The 20,759-nt window shown below is 38.4% G+C and carries 14 protein-coding genes; 7 read left to right on the top strand and 7 right to left on the bottom strand.

Annotated elements, in window-relative coordinates:
- The 3 genes from ACN0TV_RS13220 to ACN0TV_RS13210 all read right to left on the bottom strand — a co-directional run bounded on the left by ACN0TV_RS13220 (nucleotide 1) and on the right by ACN0TV_RS13210 (nucleotide 5,566).
- Nucleotides 1-2,862 (bottom strand): tetratricopeptide repeat protein, encoded by a 2,862-nt coding sequence (locus ACN0TV_RS13220; RefSeq protein ID WP_417363430.1) that lies wholly within the window; start codon nucleotides 2,860-2,862, stop codon nucleotides 1-3.
- A gap of 15 nt (nucleotides 2,863-2,877) precedes the next feature.
- A complete protein-coding gene (locus ACN0TV_RS13215; RefSeq protein WP_417363393.1) occupies nucleotides 2,878-4,323 on the bottom strand; it encodes a glycosyltransferase family 2 protein in 1,446 nt (481 codons plus the stop codon).
- An 88-nt stretch (nucleotides 4,324-4,411) separates the two neighbouring features.
- Nucleotides 4,412-5,566 (bottom strand): HEAT repeat domain-containing protein, encoded by a 1,155-nt coding sequence (locus ACN0TV_RS13210; RefSeq protein WP_417363392.1) that lies wholly within the window; start codon nucleotides 5,564-5,566, stop codon nucleotides 4,412-4,414.
- A gap of 813 nt (nucleotides 5,567-6,379) precedes the next feature.
- On the opposite strand from ACN0TV_RS13210, the gene ACN0TV_RS13205 reads away from it, so the two are divergent.
- Nucleotides 6,380-6,883 (top strand): VOC family protein, encoded by a 504-nt coding sequence (locus ACN0TV_RS13205; RefSeq protein ID WP_417363391.1) that lies wholly within the window; start codon nucleotides 6,380-6,382, stop codon nucleotides 6,881-6,883.
- 2 nt (nucleotides 6,884-6,885) lie between these two features.
- On the opposite strand, the gene ACN0TV_RS13200 is transcribed toward ACN0TV_RS13205, so the two are convergent.
- Entirely contained in the window at nucleotides 6,886-8,490 is a 1,605-nt protein-coding gene (locus tag ACN0TV_RS13200) for a helix-turn-helix domain-containing protein (protein ID WP_417363390.1), read from the bottom strand.
- 242 nt (nucleotides 8,491-8,732) lie between these two features.
- Here ACN0TV_RS13200 and ACN0TV_RS13195 point away from each other — a divergent pair, with 242 nt between their 5' ends.
- The gene (locus tag ACN0TV_RS13195; RefSeq protein ID WP_417363389.1) at nucleotides 8,733-8,891 is read left to right on the top strand and encodes a hypothetical protein; all 159 of its coding nucleotides are present in this window, start codon (nucleotides 8,733-8,735) and stop codon (nucleotides 8,889-8,891) included.
- 106 nt (nucleotides 8,892-8,997) lie between these two features.
- Here the strand turns inward: ACN0TV_RS13195 and ACN0TV_RS13190 are convergent, their stop codons facing one another.
- Together ACN0TV_RS13190 and ACN0TV_RS13185 are read right to left on the bottom strand one after the other, a co-directional pair.
- Entirely contained in the window at nucleotides 8,998-9,255 is a 258-nt protein-coding gene (locus ACN0TV_RS13190) for a hypothetical protein (protein ID WP_417363388.1), read from the bottom strand.
- Nucleotides 9,256-9,347: 92 nt separating this feature from the next.
- Nucleotides 9,348-10,610 (bottom strand): 3-deoxy-D-manno-octulosonic acid transferase, encoded by a 1,263-nt coding sequence (locus ACN0TV_RS13185; protein WP_417363387.1) that lies wholly within the window; start codon nucleotides 10,608-10,610, stop codon nucleotides 9,348-9,350.
- Between the two features lie 100 nt (nucleotides 10,611-10,710).
- Between ACN0TV_RS13185 and ACN0TV_RS13180 the strand changes: the two genes are divergently transcribed.
- The 4 genes from ACN0TV_RS13180 to ACN0TV_RS13165 all read left to right on the top strand — a co-directional run bounded on the left by ACN0TV_RS13180 (nucleotide 10,711) and on the right by ACN0TV_RS13165 (nucleotide 17,722).
- Complete coding sequence (locus tag ACN0TV_RS13180; RefSeq protein WP_417363386.1) at nucleotides 10,711-11,859, top strand: DegT/DnrJ/EryC1/StrS family aminotransferase; 1,149 nt, start codon at nucleotides 10,711-10,713, stop codon at nucleotides 11,857-11,859.
- Nucleotides 11,860-11,877: 18 nt separating this feature from the next.
- Nucleotides 11,878-12,894 (top strand): UDP-glucose 4-epimerase GalE, encoded by a 1,017-nt coding sequence (gene galE, locus ACN0TV_RS13175; RefSeq protein WP_417363385.1) that lies wholly within the window; start codon nucleotides 11,878-11,880, stop codon nucleotides 12,892-12,894.
- Between the two features lie 161 nt (nucleotides 12,895-13,055).
- Complete coding sequence (gene mfd / locus ACN0TV_RS13170; RefSeq protein WP_417363384.1) at nucleotides 13,056-16,409, top strand: transcription-repair coupling factor; 3,354 nt, start codon at nucleotides 13,056-13,058, stop codon at nucleotides 16,407-16,409.
- An 11-nt stretch (nucleotides 16,410-16,420) separates the two neighbouring features.
- A complete protein-coding gene (locus tag ACN0TV_RS13165) occupies nucleotides 16,421-17,722 on the top strand; it encodes a peroxiredoxin family protein (protein WP_417363383.1) in 1,302 nt (433 codons plus the stop codon).
- 5 nt (nucleotides 17,723-17,727) lie between these two features.
- Here ACN0TV_RS13165 and ACN0TV_RS13160 read toward each other — a convergent pair whose 3' ends face one another.
- Complete coding sequence (locus ACN0TV_RS13160) at nucleotides 17,728-18,387, bottom strand: aspartate kinase (protein ID WP_417363382.1); 660 nt, start codon at nucleotides 18,385-18,387, stop codon at nucleotides 17,728-17,730.
- A gap of 234 nt (nucleotides 18,388-18,621) precedes the next feature.
- On the opposite strand from ACN0TV_RS13160, the gene metG reads away from it, so the two are divergent.
- On the top strand, nucleotides 18,622-20,709 hold the full coding sequence (metG, locus tag ACN0TV_RS13155) for a methionine--tRNA ligase (protein WP_417363381.1): 2,088 nt from the start codon (nucleotides 18,622-18,624) through the stop codon (nucleotides 20,707-20,709).
- The last annotated feature ends 50 nt before the right edge of the window (nucleotides 20,710-20,759 follow it).

Raw genomic sequence — 20,759 nt, 5'->3', positions numbered from 1 at the left:
TTAGAACAAAATATTTAGCTGCACATACAGATTGAGCAAATTGCCATATTGCTGATCTGAAATTCTATAGTTATTTACACTACCCAATATGGATCCAGAAATATTTTTATAGATCGTATGACCAAACCCTGCACCAATCATACTATTTGGCACAGCATAGGCCGCATACAGCTGATAGTTTATCAGCTCTACATCAGGTGCTGAACCTATGCTTGCCACAGCCATGATGTAACCGTTATAAGAAGTGAAATAATGCCTTGCGTCCAACGATAGATTGTAAAGTAAAGTTCCATCTAAGTAGAATTGGTGGTACTTTGTATTTAAACGAAATCTCTCCAACTCCTTTGTCACCCCAAAAACGGCATTGTACATCTCCAGATCACTTATACCTTCAGCTGGTTGCTGATCACGGAAAGACCTATACCCTACACCTAGTTCGAACTTTAGTCCACCAAGAATCTCATAATACCTGTACAGGGAAGCGTTTGCATTTACATTAGGAAAGAAATTATTTGACCAGGCGACGTTAATCAGGCTTGATGTTCGCTCGCTCCATTCCCTTAACCATTCTCCTTGGATCTGAAGCCCCCTTCCAATCGTTCTACCGGTATAAGAAATTCTTCCCGTGTAGGTATTTTTTCCTTCTAAACGACTATAGCCTACAGATGAAATTGAATTACTTGTAGAGGTGTTGTTTTGATTACGGCTTCGAAAGTGGGAAAGCACCACCTGGTTTTTATGGGTTTTGTTTTGAAGGTAATTCAAATGACTTTTAAACTCTAAGCGTTCCATATCCGATGGCTCATAGAATGCCTGGTAATAATAGGCAGAATCATACTGCTTTAGTTTTTCGTACACCAATCCTTTTGTGTAATTCAAAGGCTTACTGCTCGGCTCATAGCCAATAGCTGTATTAATTTTATCCAATGCGGTTTTAGACTGCTTTTCCTGGATCAGTGCAAGACTGTAATCTGTGGTGGTCTGGGAAAATGCTTTTATCAGCATCTCGTGATAAGGATTCGCTTTTAACTCCGAAAGCAAACTTTGGTATACCCTCTCATAGGTATTCAGATCAGCATCCTTGATTTGGAGCTCAGCCAATTTGATCTTAAAGAAGATACTTTCTGGGTGATAGTTACCAGCTTGCTCTACATAGCTACGCATCTTATCTAGCTTATTGGTCCTATGAGCCAAGTTTACTGCATATACCAACGCACTCTCATTGCTAGGATCATTATCCAGCCAGAGTTCTGCAAAATACAGAGCATCGTCATACCTAAAATCTTTGTTTAGATTACTAATTACCTGCTGAGCCATATCAGCAAATCCACCAAGGTATACAGCCTTCTGATTATCATCAGTCATTACAATAGCCTTTTCATAGGAAGTAAAGGCCCGTAAATAGTCTTTTTGCTGGAGGTATAGATCAGCGCGTTTCACCTCCAATTGCGGGGTGTTTTTGTCTATTGCAACAGCATCCAATACACCCATAGCATTCCTATAGTCGCCCTCTGCGAGATAGGCATTATACAAGGAGTTTTGTGCCACAGCTTTCAACTGGGCTTCTGCGTACCGTACCACTTGCTTTAAATAGACGATGGCCTGGCGATAGTCCTCAGCCTCCATTTTTATCTTCGCGTTGCGATACATGGCATTGACATAGGTCTCTCGCACGCTCAAATCATTTGGAAACCGTGTAAAGAGTTCTTCTGCCAAGCGTTTTTCATCCTCGTTGTTTCCCATCTTATTGTAGAGCATCATTTCCTTTAAAACCAAGTTTTTGGAGTTGCCTCTTGCGCTTTGATGATCCTTTAGAACATGTAATGCCTCCTGATATTGTTGATTTCTAATCGCATCATTAAACATATAATTGAAGGCCTCCCTATCCCCTGGTTTGGCAGTCATAATTTTACCGTATAAGGTTATCGGTTCTTTATCTTTAGCATCTCTAGCTGCCTGTTGCAAATAATAATAGTATTGCTGGTTGCTCCCATTGCGTTGTAAAAACTTTAGAAGCTCATTATAGCGGTATTGCTGAGCGAGAATCCCTGTTTTTTTATCGATGAGAAGCTCATTTTCAGGAAAGCGAACCAAACCTCGTTCTACAAAAGCTAATGCACCCTCTTGATCACCTGTTTTGAGATAATCATTCGCTGCATTGACATAGTTATTAATGTTTTCTGGACTTTCCATTACCAGTTCCTTACGAAGCAGAATCGCTTTATCTATATCTCCAGCAGTTCTATTTGCTTCGGCTTGGATTTCCAATTGGTAGAGGTAATCATTTTTAAGGACACTGTCATTTGGAAATATCTGATTGATCCTCTTTTGCAATCGATCAGCCTCTACGGTATTACCTTGCTTGCGATATAATCCTATTTTTTTTCGCCACAGACCCTTCCAATAAGGATTGACCTCTAGAAGCTCATTGACATAACATATGGCACTAGAATATCGCTCGGTTTCCGTCTCAACGGTGACTAGTAAATGTCTAGAATCGACATTTTCCCCATTGTATCGTATTGACCGATTGAGTTCTAGACGAGCCTTATCATAATCCTTGTGATGTAGGTAATATTTCCCGAGTAGCATTTGCATATCAGAGTCCTTAGGATACTTATTTAGGTTTTCAAGGACACGCTCTTTACCCTTTTCCCAATTTCCATCTGCATACAGCTGGTTGATTTGTCTTACCACAGCACTCTTATCACTTATGACGATTTCAGTTTGTGCACTAAGGTTATAGGGCACCACAACACCAAGCAGCAATAATCGGACAATCAACACTTTTATTGAAAGCTCCATAAGGGAGTAAATCTTAAAGAGAGGCAATCTCGTTCCTAATTCTTTTATTGATACCATCACTTGTTTTGTATTTTATTTGCTAACCTGAAATTTACTTTGAGGTTTATTATTGGAATGCCCTTGTCGTGTCATTTCTCCCCATTTGAAATTTCTTCCAGTTAGAAACTGCACATAGCCCCTAAGAGTAAACATCACTATTAAAGGGTGATAAATGAAGGCTTCAAGAGATGCAAATACGATGAGTTTAAAGTAATCGTAGATACTGCTGTATAGTTTTTTAACCGTCAAATCATAAGTAATAGTGATCAGGGAAACACAAGCCCCTAGAAGATAAACATAACTCAACATCAACCAAAACGTATTGAAGTTTACCTGCTGCGTCCAAAGGAGATAAAAAAGACAAATCAGACCAAACAACTCAATAATTGGTGCTAGAAACTCAAATATAAAGATGTAGGGCATCATTACCCATCCCATTCGGCCGTACTTGCGGTTAAATAAGAACTTTCGGTGCACGAAGAAGATTTGCAACAAACCTCTTCCCCAACGGGTTCGCTGACGACTGAATACCTTGAGACTTGGTGGTCCTTCTGTCCAGCAGAGCGTATCAGGTACCTGTACAATTCTGTATTGTTCATGATTGTCACGCTTGTGTGCAATTATCCTTAGGGTCATGTCGAGATCCTCGGCGTGAGAGAGCGGATCAAATCCACCGGCATTAATCACGAGATCTTTATTAAACAATCCGAATCCTCCTGAAACATTAGGCACTGCATTGATCCTAGCCCAGCCCATCTTGGCGACCAAATAGGAACGCATATATTCAATTTCTTGAAAGGTCGGGATAATCCCTCTTGGTGGCCGTACTTCAGTGATTTCTCCATTCTCAACCCTACAACCGTTTGACATACGCATGGTAGCTCCGACAGCAATTACCTCAACATCGGAATCCATCACCGGTAGAATAACCTTAGTCAAGGTGTCTTTTGCAAGCAAACAATCTACATCCGTGTTTATGAAATAATCGTATTGGGCAACGTTAACCCCAGCGTTCATGGCATCCGATTTGGTACCACCGTTTATCTTGTCGACCACTATCAATCGTTCAAAACGGGGGTCTGTGGAACGGAAAATACGCTTTACAGGTTTACAAGGCACCTTACTCACATAGGCATAAGGCACATGGGTAAGTGAAAAATGTTCGATAAGCAACTCCAAAGTTCTATCTTTACTTCCGTCATTTACAATCACCACCTCAAAATTGGGATAGTCTAGGTTCAACAATGTCCTTACATTATCTATAATAATCACCTCTTCATTAAAAGCCGGTGCAACTATAGATATGCCTGGAGATAACTCAGGATGTTTTTTAAGGATCCGCTCCTCTTTAGTGCTATAACTTTGCTTACTGCGTAAAATGTTGAAGTAGGCTAGTATAGCCAGGCTACAATATACTAGGGCAATAGCGGTAGCATAGAAATAGATTACGTATTGATAAAAGGTAAAAAAGGTTTCCATAACTTAGTGTTGAAAAAAAGGCATCAACCTACGCCCTTTCGCCACAACCATGCGACAATAGGCAGATCAACAAACCCAAAAGTGTGTGTTAATTTAATTGATAATCGATTTGGGCATATAGTGCTTGATCAAATTCACTTCTGTCAACAACTACTGCCTTTAGACGTGATTTACCTTGAGTACCATACTGACCAATAGCGTAGGCTAATTGCATCTTCGTATCACTGTCGAAAGTCTGATTATAAATCGTAATTAGGAAGTCTAGCACTTCTATACCTCCTAGATTAGGTAAGGACTTTATAATGCTTCGTTGTACCAATTTATGTGACACCTCGTAGCTTTCCATAAAAACACCCTTGGCCAAGCTATATTTCATGATACCCAAAGCCTTAACAATCTCACATTTCACTGAGACATCGTTTTCAGTCTTAAAAAGTTCCAATAGGGCTCCACAACTACCTGTTTGTTTAAAGAAGCCTATTTCACGGATCAAAAACGATCGGTATTTGGTATCTGATGAATCCACCCAACTTATTAGTTGCGGCAAGGCACTTTGTTCAGCTTGTCCACTTAGAAAATAATGTAAGCGGATTTCATCCATGGCGTTAAAACCCGCGTCAAACCCCTCTTGCAAAAATTTATACGGATCATTAATGTTGTATTTCATCATGGCCGCCCTAGCGTTTTTTCTCAGGTTCCCATTTTTGTGGTAAACAGATTGCTGAATCGAAGCTCCAGAGAGTCCCACATTTAAATCATCTAAAGCTCGTATAGCTTCTTGTTTTAGCTTTGGACTGCGAGCACCCAAAATTTTGTTCCAAAAGTCGATAATCCCAAAAGAATCCAAAACAATGACGTAATTATTAAGGTTCATTTTGTTGCGATCTGCGTGTCCTCTAGCACTCATATCCACCATAAAATGGGTAAATACTCGCTTCTGATAATTTCTCCTAACTAGGTTCTTGTCCTCTTTGAAGAGTTGATCTATTTCACTTTCTTTAAAATTTTTAGAGTCAAATAAGATGTTTTGTAATCGATCAATCAATTGACTTTCTTGATTGTTCCTAGTACGCTGATAATTACTTTTAACTTTGTGCGTCCGAAAAAATCGAAAAAATGAAAAACAATACATCAATAGTAATACACCTACTAAAACCATGGTCGTTTTAATGACCATCGGGTACCCAGTGAACTGAGATGATAACCAGTTCCAATAATAACTCATGTAGAACATAAAATCCATATACTTTTATTAATAACCAAGTCGTTATCTATGTGTTCAGGTTGGTTGGAGGGACTTAAAAATAATCGTCTATAATTCATATATTCTAGACATTTTGGTCAATAATACGTGCAGTAGTAGGCATGATTCGGTCGTTGATTAAATTCGGTGCAAATGTCACCCAAAGTGTTAGTTTCAGCAAAGGATTGACTATACGGTTTCATCAATACGACTAACCTAATTACGTAAAACGACTATTAATTGTAATTTATTAATTGTTGATAACCAGTGTTTTGTAAATTATTATTGTACAACTGTACAAATTTTTGATCAAATTACAAGTCAAGGATTAACGGTTTTAATTCGTCGGTGAAACTCTCAATAATACCTGAAAAATTCCAACTTATCGATGAGATTTGCGCGTCATTATTCACTAAAGAGATTAATTCTTGTAAAAAACACCAACTATAAATTAATCACTTAAGATTCCTGATGTTCTACCCCTACTATCGATTAACGTAAATTCCTATTAAATGTAAACTTCACATATATAATGTGTCAATCCTTGGTGAAATCCGGGTTTAGCCCCCATAGAATAAAGTTTGACAAAAAGGTCAGCGCAATAGTGTGGATTGGAAATTATTTGTATTTTAGTCATTATATGCGCCTAAAAATGGAAATCTAGTACCATTCTCGGTAAGAATGAAGTATTAGCGTAAGATGCTATAAAAGAAATCATCCATATAAAGACACATTTACCACCAAATCAATATTTTAAAAGATCAATATTTTAATTATCTGTTTATGTCCTTTACTGAGCAAAAGAATAACCATATGGACACAAAGAATGCGACCTACAGCATCCCATCATTATCGCATATAGGCCATATACACCTAAAAGTTGCAGACATTCAACGGTCTTTAGAGTTTTATTGCGGACTTCTAGGTTTTCAGGAAACAAGTCGCCATGGATCTCGGGTCGTATTCATATCTGCTGGTGGTTACCACCATCACATTGCCCTTAGCACTTGGTACAGCAAAGGTGGAAAACCTCCCCTTACAAACAATACAGGGCTTTCTCAGGCCTCCATACGCTATCCGACTCGGTGTGACTTGGCTTGTATTTTACAACGCTTATTAGATTTTGAACACCCAATCTCAGGAGTTTCAGATCACGGGGTGTCTGAAACAATATACATTGAAGATCCTGATAAAAATGTAATCGCTCTATATTGGGATAAACCATATGAACAATGGCCACTTCACGAGGATGGTTCCATTGAGATGTACAACATTCCATTGAATATCAATCAGCTTTTAGAAGCCGTATCACTATAGGCCTAAGACCTCCGTTGTGTGTGTTCTTGTATTGAGTCTCGTACAGCACTACTCTGCAAACCCGTAATATATAAAGATGGCGTAATCCCGGTAACAGCTCTAAAGGCCGCAGTATACTTGCTGTGAGAAGAAAATCCGTATTTCTCGGCCAAATAGGCAATCTTATAGGTCCAAAGTTCAGGATTCTTCTTAAGGTCAGCTATACTACGATTCACCCTAATCTCATTGATATAACTATTGAATCCTACACCTTTGAGGTTATTGATCACATAGGAGACATACCTACTATTAACGTTGAGTTTACTTGCCAAAACCGAGAGGGTAACATCACTCTGCAAAAAGAAGTCCTGCTGCTCTAAAGCTTCTAATTCCCTCAAGATACGATCCATCGTTTCCTTGGGTATGTATTCCTTGGAGGATAAATCCTCCGAAGTAGCCTTGTTTTCTTGAACAGCCTCCTGTTGAGTAGCACTTTCTTTTTTCCGTTTGCGCATAAAGTAGAACATACCCAAAACAATAACCAAAAGCACTAAAACTACTAGTATTACGCTAACAGCATTACGTGAGAAAAGGGCTTGCTCCAACTTCTTATCAGCTTTGGCAACTACCTTATTGGCATATTCCCTATCCTTCTTTGACTTTATATTGATAATATCAAGGTACTTCTCATTGTAAAATGTATAATTCTCAATATCTCCAATAAATTTATAGAACTCCATCATGGCAAAATACACGGCAGTCCTTAGCTCAAGAAAATTTGAAGACTCTGCAATCTCCTTTGCTTTGGACAAGAATTCAAAGGCATCCTTTTCGTTGTTGTTTGAAATAGCTATTTCTCCTAGGCCTTTATAAATAAAACCTTTCATCACAGTTTCTTCTTCAGAAGCTATATTTTCAAGTTCCAAGGCGGTAATATAATGAAGCTTTGCAGAATCTAGCATTTGTAGTTTAAGATAGTTAGCCCCTATTCGTTCATTGCTCTGTGCCCTAAAGGTAGCCTTGTGTGGAGAATCCGGTAAATTCAGTAGGATTGTATCTGAAGCTCTAAAGAATCGAATGGCGTTTTCAATGTCATTTTCTTCCTGTGCATAGTACCCTTTCTCTTGGTAGATCTGTCCTTGAAGCTGTGTAGACACAGTTTGTTGCTCTATCATTTCACTAAACTCTAGTGCTTTTTCTAGGTATTCATATCCTTGTTTAATTAGTCCGCTTTTACGATATTGTGTAGAGAGTACCCCATATATTCTTGCTCGCCACATGGTTATACCAGCCTTGGAAGCTATCTTATCTGCCTTTAAGGCGTAGTATACGGTTGAATCCCTATTTGATTTCCTGTAATGCATGTCAGAAATAAGCATTAGGGAACGGATTTTCTGGATATCAGTCGTCGAAGTTCGATATAGTGAATCAGCGACTTCTAGGGCACGATCAGGATTTGTAGCCGCAATATTTAAATAGGTAGCATAAAATATGCTATCAAAATCTTTTTGTTGCAAATCTACTGATTGCGAATAACTTAGTTGGACTTGGAAGAATACAAAGCCCAATAATAGAGCAAGGCATTTCATAGTATGCACTGTCTTAGGTTGGTGGTAATCATATGCCATTAATTCTCTAATCTTTAAAATGAGATAATCACAAACAATCTTTTTGATATCATAGCTCAGTAGGCAATAATAAAAGAGGCGACCATGTGTTCAAATGAATTAATTACTGCTTGTACATAGGGCAAATTGATCAATAATCATCACGCGAAAGTTGATATTTAGCCTATACATCAAGGTATAAAATATAGAAAACATCAAATATATTATATAAAAAATTGTTTTTTGCTAAATAAAAGAGTGAAATGGCGCACAAAGGGTTAAACACGCAGTTTTATCGACAAAATGCATTTTTGTATTATGGTAAATTCATTTCGAAAAACACCATTAAGAACAACGGTATTACTACTTTGTACTGCTTCGCTGACAATGATCATTTTAGAGGCACCATAGGCATTCAATAAGTAATTTCCACGGTTGCAATCCAGCTTGGGCGATGAAAAAAAACCAAAAAAAAAGCCACCTATTTTAAATAGGCAGCCTAACTTATAAAAAGCAAACTAAATCTAATTAGTCAACTTTTAAAGCTTCTTTAGTATCATCTGCAGCTTTATCAAGAGCCTCTCCAGCATCATTAGCAGCAGCGTCAATTACCTCACCTGCTTCAGTTGCAGTGTCATCTAATGCGTCACCAACTTCTCCAGCAGCGTCTTTTACATCATCAGCAGCACTTTCTACTGCATCTTGAGTTTTCTCTTTAGTTGTTTCTTTACAAGAAACTACGGTAAGTCCTAATACAATGGCTAAACCTAAAATTACTTTTTTCATAATAGTTGTTTGTTTATTATTATTTAATTTTGTGTCTCGAAAATATCGTAACCTGAGTTACATTCTCGAACTTGTTTCTTCAGCAAATTATTTTATCTATTTGACAAAGAAACTTTAAGTAATTTACGAATATAATTGCCTATTTGGATTTTTGCACCCGTCTTTTTTTCTATATAATTTTTATTAATCTCGCCTTTTTCATCCATAACGGCTTTATTATCAAGGATATAATTTAGTTTTTTGGTAAAATCCCCTTCTCTGTAAATCGGCTCAATCCCGCCCAATTCGACGAGTTTTTCCGCTTCTATAAAGTCTTTAAAGTGCTTTCCGATCAATACCGGAACACCAAAAACCGCAGGTTCCAGGGTGTTGTGCAAGCCAGTAGAGCCCATGCCTCCACCTACATAGGCTAGATCAGCATAGCTGTAGATTCTGGTCAATAAACCAATAGTATCCACAATTAAAACCTCAGCATCCGCTATGGTCTCCAACTTAAGATCAGAGTAAAAAACCACTTTTTTCTGAATTGCATTTTTAAGTTTTTCGAGTGGTTCTCTTTGAATTTTATGTGGCGCTATAACTACTTTCAAGTCTTTCCTAGAACTGGTGTTAATATAGTCTACCAGTAAGACTTCGTCCTCTGGCCAGGTACTGCCCGCAACCAAACAATAGGATCCCTTTGTGAATCGCTCCATAAAGTCCAGCCTATTATCTCTATCCAAAATCTCCACTACACGATCATATCGCGTGTCGCCACTAATGGTGACATTCTCAAAACCGATGCCATTCAGTAATGATTTTGATGCTTCATTCTGCACAAAGAAATGTGTAAAAGCCTTGAGGGATTTTCTCATAAAAGCACCATATCCTTTAAAGAATAACTGCTGATCTCTAAAAATACCTGATACCAATAAGGTGGGAATATTATGCTTTTCCAAAAGATTTAGGGTATTGGGCCAAAACTCATACTTGACAAAAATGGCTAGCTCAGGATGAACCAACTCCAAAAATCTTTTCATATTGGATTGGGTATCCATAGGAAGATAACACACTAAATCCGCTGCCTGTGTGTTTTTTTTAACCTCATAACCAGAGGGAGAAAAAAAACTAACCAGTATCTTATGTTCAGGATACTCCTTCTTACATTGTTCTATAATGGGAAGACCTTGTTCAAATTCACCCAAAGAGGCCGTATGAAACCAAATCACACGATCATCCTTGGATAACTGCGCCTTTAAGTAATTAAAGGTACCTTTTCTACCCTGGACAAAAAGTTTTATTTTATCATTAAACAATGCCACTACAGAGAGCACTAGTATGATGATATGTACCGCGATATTATATAAAAAATACACTTTCTCCCTTTTGTCGCTAAAATACGTTACTTTCTGTTAATACATTGGGTGAGGAAACTTTATTTTGTAATTTTACGACCGTTATTTAAGAAGAATCCAAATGAGGAAAATACAGATGGTTGACTTACAAAGTCAATACCAAACTATAAAAGATCAAGTCAATAATTCCCTAACAGAAGTTTTAGAATCAGCAGCCTTTATTAACGGCCCACAGGTTCAAAACTTTCAAAAAGAATTAGAAACCTATCTCGGTGTAAAGCACGTAATTCCATGTGCTAACGGTACGGATGCGCTACAAATTGCTATGATGGGTCTGGAGCTAAAACCTGGCGACGAAGTCATTACTACAGATTTTACCTTTGCTGCCACAGTAGAAGTTATTGGACTACTACAACTCACCCCTGTTCTAGTAGATGTTGAAGCGGATACTTTTAACATCGACATAGCGGCCGTAAAAAATGCAATTACTCCAAAAACCAAAGCTATAGTCCCTGTGCATCTATTTGGTCAATGTGCCAATATGGAAGCCATTATGGAAATTGCCAAGGAGCACAACTTATATGTCATTGAAGATAATGCGCAAGGCATCGGTGCTGACTACACCTTTAGCAATGGCGAAAAGAAAAAATCAGGAACCATAGGACATGTTGCTGCGACCTCCTTTTTCCCATCAAAAAATTTAGGTTGCTACGGAGACGGCGGTGCAATCTTTACCAACGATGACAACTTAGCTCATTTCATACGAGGAATCGTAAACCACGGAATGTACGAACGTTATCACCATGATGTAGTAGGTGTTAACTCTCGTCTTGACTCCATTCAGGCAGCGGTATTGCGAGCCAAATTACCACTATTGGATACCTATAATACAAAGAGACGTCATGCAGCCATCAAGTACAATGTGGCATTAAAAGACAACCCAAATATTATAACTCCGGTTTTAGCAGACCGAAGCGAGCTCACTGAGGCTAACAATCAACATGTTTTTCATCAATACACCCTGAGAATCATCAATGGTCGTCGTGATGAATTGGTCAATCACCTCAACGAAAATGGAATTCCTTGTGGAGTTTATTACCCAATACCTTTACACCTACAAAAAGCATATACCGATTCAAGGTATCAAGAAAAAGATTTTGAGGTGACCAATACATTGGTCAAAGAGGTCATTTCTCTTCCAATGCACACCGAGCTGGATGACGAGCAAATCGATTTCATCACAGCCCAAATAAATTCATTTATAAACTAATACAAAACACCAAAACTAATGAGCATTTTAGTGACCGGGGGTCTAGGGTTTATTGGATCTCACACCGTAGTAGAACTTCAAAACAAAGGATTTGAGGTCATCATCATTGACAACCTCTCCAATTCTTCTGTCGAAGTACTTGATGGCATTAAAGCCATTACCGGGAAGACACCAATTTTTGAAAATCTAGATTTAAGAGACAAGTCTAACGTATCAGATTTCTTTAAAAGACATACAGATATCGAAGGGGTTATTCACTTTGCAGCCTCTAAAGCGGTTGGTGAGAGCGTAGAAAAGCCTTTGCTTTATTACGAAAACAACTTGAGCACTTTAATCTATCTTTTACAAGAGCTTTCGGCTAAGAAGGATGTTTCATTCATTTTTAGCTCGTCTTGTACGGTATACGGCCAAGCGGACTCCTTACCTATTACAGAAGATGCTCCGGTTAAAAAAGCAGAATCTCCTTATGGTAATACTAAACAGATTGGAGAAGAGATCATTCAGGACAGCTGTAAAGTATATCAGAATATCAGAGCGATTTCGCTTCGGTATTTCAATCCAATCGGTGCACATCAAAGTGCAAACATTGGAGAACTCCCTATTGGTGTTCCACAAAATCTTGTACCCTTTATCACCCAAACAGGTGCCGGTATTCGTGAGCAACTTTCTGTATTTGGTAACGATTACCAAACGAAAGATGGAACTTGCATCAGAGACTATATCCATGTAGTGGATTTAGCAAAAGCACACGTGATCGCATTAGAGCGTTTAATTGGAAACAAAAACCAAAGCAATTACGAGGTATTTAATGTAGGTACAGGAACTGGAAGCACCGTTTTAGAGGTTATTGCGAGCTTTGAAAAAGTGGCAGAGCAACCATTGAATTACAAAGTTGTAGACCGAAGAGCAGGTGATGTCGTTGCAGCATATGCTGACACTACAAAGGCAAACAACACCTTAGGCTGGAAAGCACAATCAACCCTAGAGCAAGCCATGGCTTCAGCTTGGAAATGGGAACAAAAAATCAGAAGCTAGGTAGCAACTATAATGCTATATGCTTAAAATAATGGAAACCTCGCTGTCTTTTACACGAGGTTTTTTTGTGTTCAAGAAGGTTTTCAGAACCTTAAAATTCTTCAAAGCGTTAATTTTCAAGAGAAGATCTTATCTACTATCTTTGCAAAAATTTATTTTTAGTGGATACTGCTACCAAACAATCAGGTATAAGACAGCTTTTATCTTTATATCAAGAATCTCTGCAACTTCAGAAATTAGGGAAACTTATACCCCAGCCTCAACAAAAAATACAACTTAGCGGACTCGTTGGGTCCTCATTATCGAGCGTTATTGCCAATGTATTCAAGGGTACTGAACAGCCCTTTTTGGTGATTTTTAAAGATAAGGAGGATGCAGCCTATCACCTCAATGACCTCGAGTTAATGCTAGGCGATAAAAATGTACTCTTCTACCCAGGTAGCTATCGAAGGCCCTATCAGATAGAACAAACAGATAACGCCAACATCTTGATGCGCGCTGAAGTTCTCAATCGAATCAACTCAAGAAAGAAGCCTGCGCTAATTGTCAGTTACCCCGATGCCTTATTTGAAAAGGTGGTCACCAAAAAAGAATTAGAACGCAGTACCCTAAAGATCAATCTGAATGATAAGATCTCCATTGATTTCTTGAATGAGACATTATTTGAATACAAATTCAAAAGGGTTGATTTTGTTACGGAACCAGGAGAGTTTTCAGTACGAGGAGGTATCGTAGATGTGTTTTCCTTCTCAAACAACGAGCCCTATCGTTTTGAATTTTTTGGAGATGAAGTAGATGGAATTCGAAGTTTTGATGTGGAGACACAGCTTTCTACAGAGCGCCTAAAAAAAGTGACTGTCATTCCCAATGTAGAAAACAAATTTTTAGAAGAAGATCGGCAGAGCTTCTTTAATTACATACAACCAAATACCACAATATTTGTCAACAATATTGAGCACCTACAAAATAGAATACAGGATTTATTTCAGAAGGCTATTGTCGCCTTTGGTGAACTATCAAAAGACATCAAACACGCGCCCCCGGAAGAATTGTTCTGCGACGCATCCGCAATAGCAAAGGGCTTAGAAAAATATACCACCGTAGAATTACAGGGCTGGAAGGAGCAACATGAGCGAGTGCACTTTAACACTGCACCACAGCCCTCATTCAACAAACAATTTGAATTGTTAATTGAGAACCTCAATGACAACCATCAAAAGGGATATACCAATTACATCTACTGTTCGAGTGAGCAACAGGCCAAACGATTTAAGGATATCTTTGAGGACATCGGTAAAGAGGTACACTACCAAACCATAGTTTGCACCCTATTCCAAGGCTTTATTGATCACGATCTCAAAATTGCCTGTTATACGGACCACCAAATATTTGAACGTTACCATAAATTTTACCTCAAGAACGGCTATGCTAAAAAACAAGCCATCACCCTTAAAGAACTAACCAATCTTGAAGTGGGTGACTATGTCACTCATATCGATCATGGTATAGGTCGTTTTGGAGGCTTGCAAAAAATTCAGGTGGAGGGAAAAATGCAAGAGGCAATCAAGCTTATTTATGGAGAACGCGATATTTTATATGTCAGCATTCACTCCCTACATAAAATCACCAAATACAACGGAAAGGACGGAAAAACTCCGAAAATATATAAACTAGGGTCCAATGCCTGGAAAAATCTCAAAAAGAAAACCAAGGCAAGGGTAAAAGAAATTGCGTTTAACCTCATCAACCTCTATGCGAAAAGGAAAACAGAAAAAGGATTTCAATACGGCCCTGATAGTTACCTTCAGAACGAACTAGAAGCCTCCTTTATCTATGAGGACACTCCAGATCAAAGTAAGGCTACTGAAGAAGTAAAAGCCGATATGGAAAGGGAACAACCTATGGATAGATTGGTCTGTGGAGATGTTGGATTTGGAAAAACCGAAGTCGCCATCCGGGCAGCATTTAAGGCTGTAGATAATGGCAAACAGGTTGCAGTACTCGTACCTACGACTATTCTTGCCTTTCAACATCACAAAACATTCAGTGAACGACTTCAAAATATGCCAGTCACCGTTGATTACCTCAACCGTTTCAGAACCACAAAAGAAAAGAAAGAAACCCTTGAAAATCTAGCGGCCGGTAAAGTTGACATCATTATTGGCACTCACCAATTGGTCAATAAGAATGTGAAATTCAAAGATCTGGGATTGCTTATCGTTGATGAAGAACAGAAATTTGGAGTTTCGGTTAAAGACAAGCTAAAAACTATTAAAGAAAATGTAGAGGTACTTACTCTCACCGCTACACCAATTCCAAGAACACTGCAGTTTAGCCTTATGGCCGCACGTGATCTATCGGTCATCACTACGCCTCCACCAAACAGATACCCCATTGATAGTAATGTAATCCAAATAAACGAAGAGATTATTCGTGATGCGATTTCTTACGAGATTCAAAGAGGAGGACAGGTCTACTTTATCCACAACCGAATTGAAAACATCAAAGAGGTGGCGGGCATGATTCAACGCCTGGTTCCCGATGCCAGAATTGGAATTGGCCATGGACAAATGGAAGGTAAAAAACTGGAAGACCTGATGCTGCGTTTTATGAACGGTGCTTTTGATGTACTGGTAGCTACTTCAATTATTGAGTCAGGATTGGATGTACCAAACGCTAACACCATCTTTATCAATAACGCCAATAATTTTGGATTATCTGACCTACACCAAATGCGAGGACGTGTAGGTAGAAGTAATAAAAAGGCCTTCTGTTATTTTATAACTCCTCCATACTCGGCAATGACCGATGATGCCAGAAAACGAATTCAAGCTCTGGAACAATTTACCGAACTCGGAAGTGGATTCCATATAGCCATGAAGGATTTAGAAATTCGGGGGGCTGGAGATATTTTAGGTGGAGAGCAAAGTGGTTTCATCAATGAAATAGGATTTGATACCTATCAAAAAATCATGAACGAAGCCATCGAAGAACTCAAAGAAAATGAATTTGCAGAATTATATCCACAGGAAGAAAGCACCAAGGTATATGTTAAAGAAACGCAGCTTGATACCGATTTTGAATTGCTATTCCCTGATGATTATATCAACACAGTCACAGAGCGTCTAAAGCTGTATAATGAGCTCAGCAACATTCAGACAGAAAAAGAATTACAAACCTATATGGACCGGCTTATTGATCGTTTCGGTCAATTGCCGGAACAGGCTCAGGACCTCTTAAATAGCGTTCGAATTAAATGGATCGCTACACAGATGGGACTGGAACGACTTTTGCTTAAACAAGGTAAAATGGTGGGTTATTTTGTTGCAGACCAACAAAGCAGTTATTATCAGAGTAACCGCTTTAGAACGGTGCTCCAATTTGTGCAAAATCATCCGACTCATTGTAAGTTAAAAGAAAAACAAACCCGCAATGGTCTGAGATTAATCATTAGTTTTGAAAACATAAAATCAATAGACAAGGCATACAACGCCATCAAACCATTTGTCCAATAAGATACTTTTCGATGAAAAATATACTAATATTTCTGCTGCTACTCCCTTTATTTTGCAGTGCCCAACATAAAATTTCCGGGACATTTTTTCCTAAAAACACCTTTACAACGGTCTATTTATATCAGATAAACTCAAAGTCTCCAAACTATTTAAACTACATTTCACATAAGCGTTTGGATGAGAATTCAGAGGTAAGTATCCCGCTATCTGAAGAATTAACACCAGGCATGTATCAGCTTAATTTTGGCATTCCAAGAACTGATTATCATTTTAACTTTATCTATAATGGAGAAGAGGATATCGTTTTCCAGTATTCTCAGGAGGATGGAGTCAGTTATTCCCAAAGTGAAGAAAATATCGTCTATCTCGATTATTTAAATAAAACTCAGATGACAAATGAATTACTCACTGCTGTGTTTCACAAGGGTGTTTCAAAGAAAGACTACGATGCTGTATTTGATGCCATCGATGAAATTCAACATCATTTTGAAGTTCGCAGTCTGGGACTTATGGCCAATAGCTTTATCAAGACAGGTCGATCTTCGCGTCCTAAAAGCCAGATAGGTCCCGCCGAGTATTTGGCCTTGGAAAAAGCGCATTACTTTGATGCCATTAATTATAACGACCCCGCTCTAAAGAACTCATTACGCCTGGTCAATCTTTCCATACTATATGTTCTAAGATTTAGCCAAGGGCAGGATATCAATACCCACTTTCAAAACATTGATGAGGTAATGAGGCAAATCGGTGATGATTTATATCTTAGAAAAGAAGTAGCGACAAGACTTTGGGTTAACTATTCAATGGATCAGGACAACACACTTTCCAATTATATCGCAGATACTTATGTGATCCCCGTAGCTAAGCAATTAGGGGACTTTACATTGATTACAGAGATTCAACAATTTCAAAGGACCGCTTTGGGAAGTTTGGCACCAGATTTCCAAATATCCCAGGGGCGTAAGCTCTCCGATCTTAGTGGATCAGATCGCTATCTACTTATTTTTTGGAGCAGTACTTGTTCACATTGCTTGAAAGAAATTCCACAAATTCAAGAATTCGTAAAGTCAATAGAGTCGAAAAAACTCCAGGTTATTGCCTTTGGCCTAGAGGACCAGCTCTACCCTTGGAAAGCAACCATAGAAGATTACCCCAATTTCACCCATGTGTATGGGGAAGGTAAGTGGGATAATAAAACTGCTGATGCTTATAACATCAACTCTACTCCTACCTATTTAGTACTAGACAAAGACAAAATTATTCGTGCCAAACCAGAGTCCTTAGAGGAGCTGCTAGAAACATTGAAGCAATAAATTGCTTATAGGCTTTTTAAATCTTTGATCACTTTAAAGGCAACATCAATTTGGTCTTCACCTACAATGATGGTAAATTCATTGGTGGTGGAGATTACCTCATGAAGGATGATACCTTCCCAGGCCAAACGTTGGAAAATAAAGTAATAGATTCCGGGAATCACAACATTTTCCTCTGGCAATTTCACACTGATAGAAGATAGTTTATCGATCTTTTGGGTGCGCTTTTCATCTTTGAATATCTCTTCTACTATAGAATTCATTGAATTACTTACCACAATATTGGTCTCATTGACTCCTCTAGAAGAGGTGTAAAACACATCTTTATTCTCATTGATCTCCTGTAACAATTTTGCTTGCTTGTTAAGGATGGTATCCGAGATTAAAAAGGTATAGTCAGTAAGTGATGAGCGAACGGTAATTTCACCAACATTTTTAAGTACTTTTAAAATACGGTGAGTTGCTCTAAATTCTAGTTCTGCTGAAAGTCGCTTTAACGCCATAACGATGGCACCATTACGTACATCCTTTCCTAATTGCTCTTCGATGTCCGGTTTAATAGTCCTGGACAGGGAGGTGAGGTTGATGATTCCTTGCGCCAATGCCGTCTGGAGAAAGGGTTTTGATTTGATGTAGTTCTCAACTACGGATGAAATTGTTTTCATTGTTAATGTGGTTTGGTCCTTTTATGGTGTAAAAATAAGTTAAGTTTTCGTTAAAAACAAAAAATAAAACTAAATGTTTTAAATATAACAATGTGTGTTTAATTTTAACAAGCCAAGAATCGTACTATAGAGCATCTACAAATAGATTGTTAAGTTTCACTATCAAAGCCTCTCTCATTATCATTTTCTCCACAGAAAATCATTACTTTTGTGTCCTTAAAATTTAACAATTCAATGAAGTACAACGACGTTGCTAAAAATAAAAATCGGTTTACCATTACCGCAGCCCTACCCTATACTAACGGCCCTATCCATATCGGACACCTTGCGGGAGTTTATGTACCTGCTGATATTTTTGCCCGTTACTTGCGATTGCAAGGAAAAGATGTAGCCTTTATTGGAGGTAGTGATGAACACGGAGTAGCTATTCCTATGAAGGCTAAAAAAGAAGGTGTGAGTCCTCAACAAATTATTGATAAGTATCACCATATTATAAAGGATTCTTTTAAAGAGTTCGGGATTTCATTTGACAATTACTCAAGAACTTCCAAACCTGTACACCATAAAACCGCCTCTGAGTTTTTCAAAAAACTCTATGAGGAAGGCAAATTTATAGAAGAAGTCACCGAACAGCTGTACGATCAAGAGGCAGAACAATTTCTAGCAGATCGCTTTGTCACAGGAACTTGTCCTAGATGCCAATATGAGGCAGCCTATGGTGATCAATGTGAAAACTGTGGAAGTTCATTAAACGCCACTGATTTGATCAATCCTAAATCAACAATCACTGGCAGCAAACCTGTTTTAAAACAAACCAAGCATTGGTTTTTACCCCTTGACCGTTACGAAGAGTTTTTACGTGAGTGGGTTATAAAAGGCCATAGAGATGATTGGAAACCCAATGTTTACGGACAGGTAAAAAGCTGGATTGATGAAGGCTTAAAACCTAGAGCTGTAACCAGAGATTTAGACTGGGGTATTCCTGTTCCGGTTCCGGGTGCTGAAGGAAAAGTTCTTTACGTGTGGTTTGATGCTCCGATAGGGTATATCTCGTCCACCAAAGAATGGGCAGAGCGTGAAGGAAAAGATTGGGAGCCTTACTGGAAGGATTCAAGGTTAGTTCATTTTATCGGAAAGGATAATATTGTATTCCACTGCATCATATTCCCATCAATGCTTCAGGCACATGGTGATTATATACTTCCGGAAAATGTACCTGCTAATGAGTTTCTAAACCTCGAAGGTCAAAAACTTTCCACCTCTAAAAACTGGGCAGTTTGGCTTCATGAGTATTTGGAAGAATTTCCGGACCAACAAGATGTATTACGTTATACCCTTACAGCCAACGCTCCTCAAACAAAAGACAATGATTTTACCTGGAAAGATTTTCAGGCTAAGAACAACAATGAGCTCGTGGCAATTTTCGGTAACTTTATAAACAGAGTTACTGTACTTACCCATAAATACTATAATGGTGTAGTTCCAGCGGCTGATCAATTAACCGATCACGATAAACAAACCTTGGAAGATTTGAAATCTTACCCAGGAATCATATCAGGTTTGATTGAAAAATATCGCTTTAGAGAGGCAGCTGCCGAACTGATGAATGTCGCCCGCTTAGGAAACAAATATTTAGCAGACGAAGAACCATGGAAAGTTATCAAACAAGATGAGTCACGCGTAAAAAGTATTATGTATGTATCGCTACAGATCGCGGCGGCTCTTGCTGTTTTAAGCGAACCATTCTTACCTTTCACTTCTAATAAACTTAGAGACATTATAGCCTTCGACACTCTAAAGACACAACCAAATTGGGAGTCTATAAAAAAAGAATCTGAGTTAATTACTGCAGGGCATACCATTGGTGCCTCAACCTTATTGTTTGCTAAAATTGAAGACGAACAAATCCAAAAACAATTAGATAAACTGGAGGCTACTAAGAAGTTGAATGCTGAAGAAAGTCATGCGGCCAAAGCAGTAGAACCTCAAAAACCACTAATTGAGTTTGATGATTTTGCCAAATTAGATATCCGAACTGGAACCATTTTGGAAGCAGAAAAAATGCCTAAGGCAGACAAGCTACTTATTCTTAAGGTAGATACCGGAATTGACGTAAGAACAATTGTATCCGGAATTGCTAAGGACTTTAAGCCTGAAGATATTGTAGGTAAACAAGTCACTGTATTGGTTAATTTGGCTCCTAGAAAATTAAGAGGTGTTTTTAGTGAAGGAATGATCCTTATGGCTCAGAATTCCAAAGGTAAAATTGTATTTATAAACCCAGATGAAGACATGGTAAATAACGGAACTGCTATTAGCTAAGGCTCCGTATTTACTATAATAAAACAAGAGGGTTTTCATAAACCAAGACT

The sequence above is a fragment of the Galbibacter sp. genome (assembly GCF_048266365.1).
GTDB lineage: Bacteria > Bacteroidota > Bacteroidia > Flavobacteriales > Flavobacteriaceae > Galbibacter.
The sequence above is the reverse complement of the archived record's forward strand: the minus strand, read 5'-3'. Positions and strand labels throughout refer to the sequence as shown.

Excerpts from the sequence above, each read along its gene's own strand:
- ACN0TV_RS13200 (WP_417363390.1), bottom strand. The coding sequence starts at position 8,490 with ATGGCATATGATTACCACCAACCTAAGACAGTGCATACTATGAAATGC.
- ACN0TV_RS13210 (WP_417363392.1), bottom strand. The coding sequence starts at position 5,566 with ATGGATTTTATGTTCTACATGAGTTATTATTGGAACTGGTTATCATCT.
- galE (WP_417363385.1), top strand. The coding sequence starts at position 11,878 with ATGAGCATTTTAGTGACCGGGGGTCTAGGGTTTATTGGATCTCACACC.
- ACN0TV_RS13195 (WP_417363389.1), top strand. The coding sequence starts at position 8,733 with ATGGCGCACAAAGGGTTAAACACGCAGTTTTATCGACAAAATGCATTT.
- ACN0TV_RS13190 (WP_417363388.1), bottom strand. The coding sequence starts at position 9,255 with ATGAAAAAAGTAATTTTAGGTTTAGCCATTGTATTAGGACTTACCGTA.
- ACN0TV_RS13220 (WP_417363430.1), bottom strand. The coding sequence starts at position 2,862 with ATGGTATCAATAAAAGAATTAGGAACGAGATTGCCTCTCTTTAAGATT.
- metG (WP_417363381.1), top strand. The coding sequence starts at position 18,622 with ATGAAGTACAACGACGTTGCTAAAAATAAAAATCGGTTTACCATTACC.
- ACN0TV_RS13215 (WP_417363393.1), bottom strand. The coding sequence starts at position 4,323 with ATGGAAACCTTTTTTACCTTTTATCAATACGTAATCTATTTCTATGCT.
- ACN0TV_RS13180 (WP_417363386.1), top strand. The coding sequence starts at position 10,711 with ATGAGGAAAATACAGATGGTTGACTTACAAAGTCAATACCAAACTATA.
- ACN0TV_RS13165 (WP_417363383.1), top strand. The coding sequence starts at position 16,421 with ATGAAAAATATACTAATATTTCTGCTGCTACTCCCTTTATTTTGCAGT.
- ACN0TV_RS13160 (WP_417363382.1), bottom strand. The coding sequence starts at position 18,387 with ATGAAAACAATTTCATCCGTAGTTGAGAACTACATCAAATCAAAACCC.
- ACN0TV_RS13205 (WP_417363391.1), top strand. The coding sequence starts at position 6,380 with ATGGACACAAAGAATGCGACCTACAGCATCCCATCATTATCGCATATA.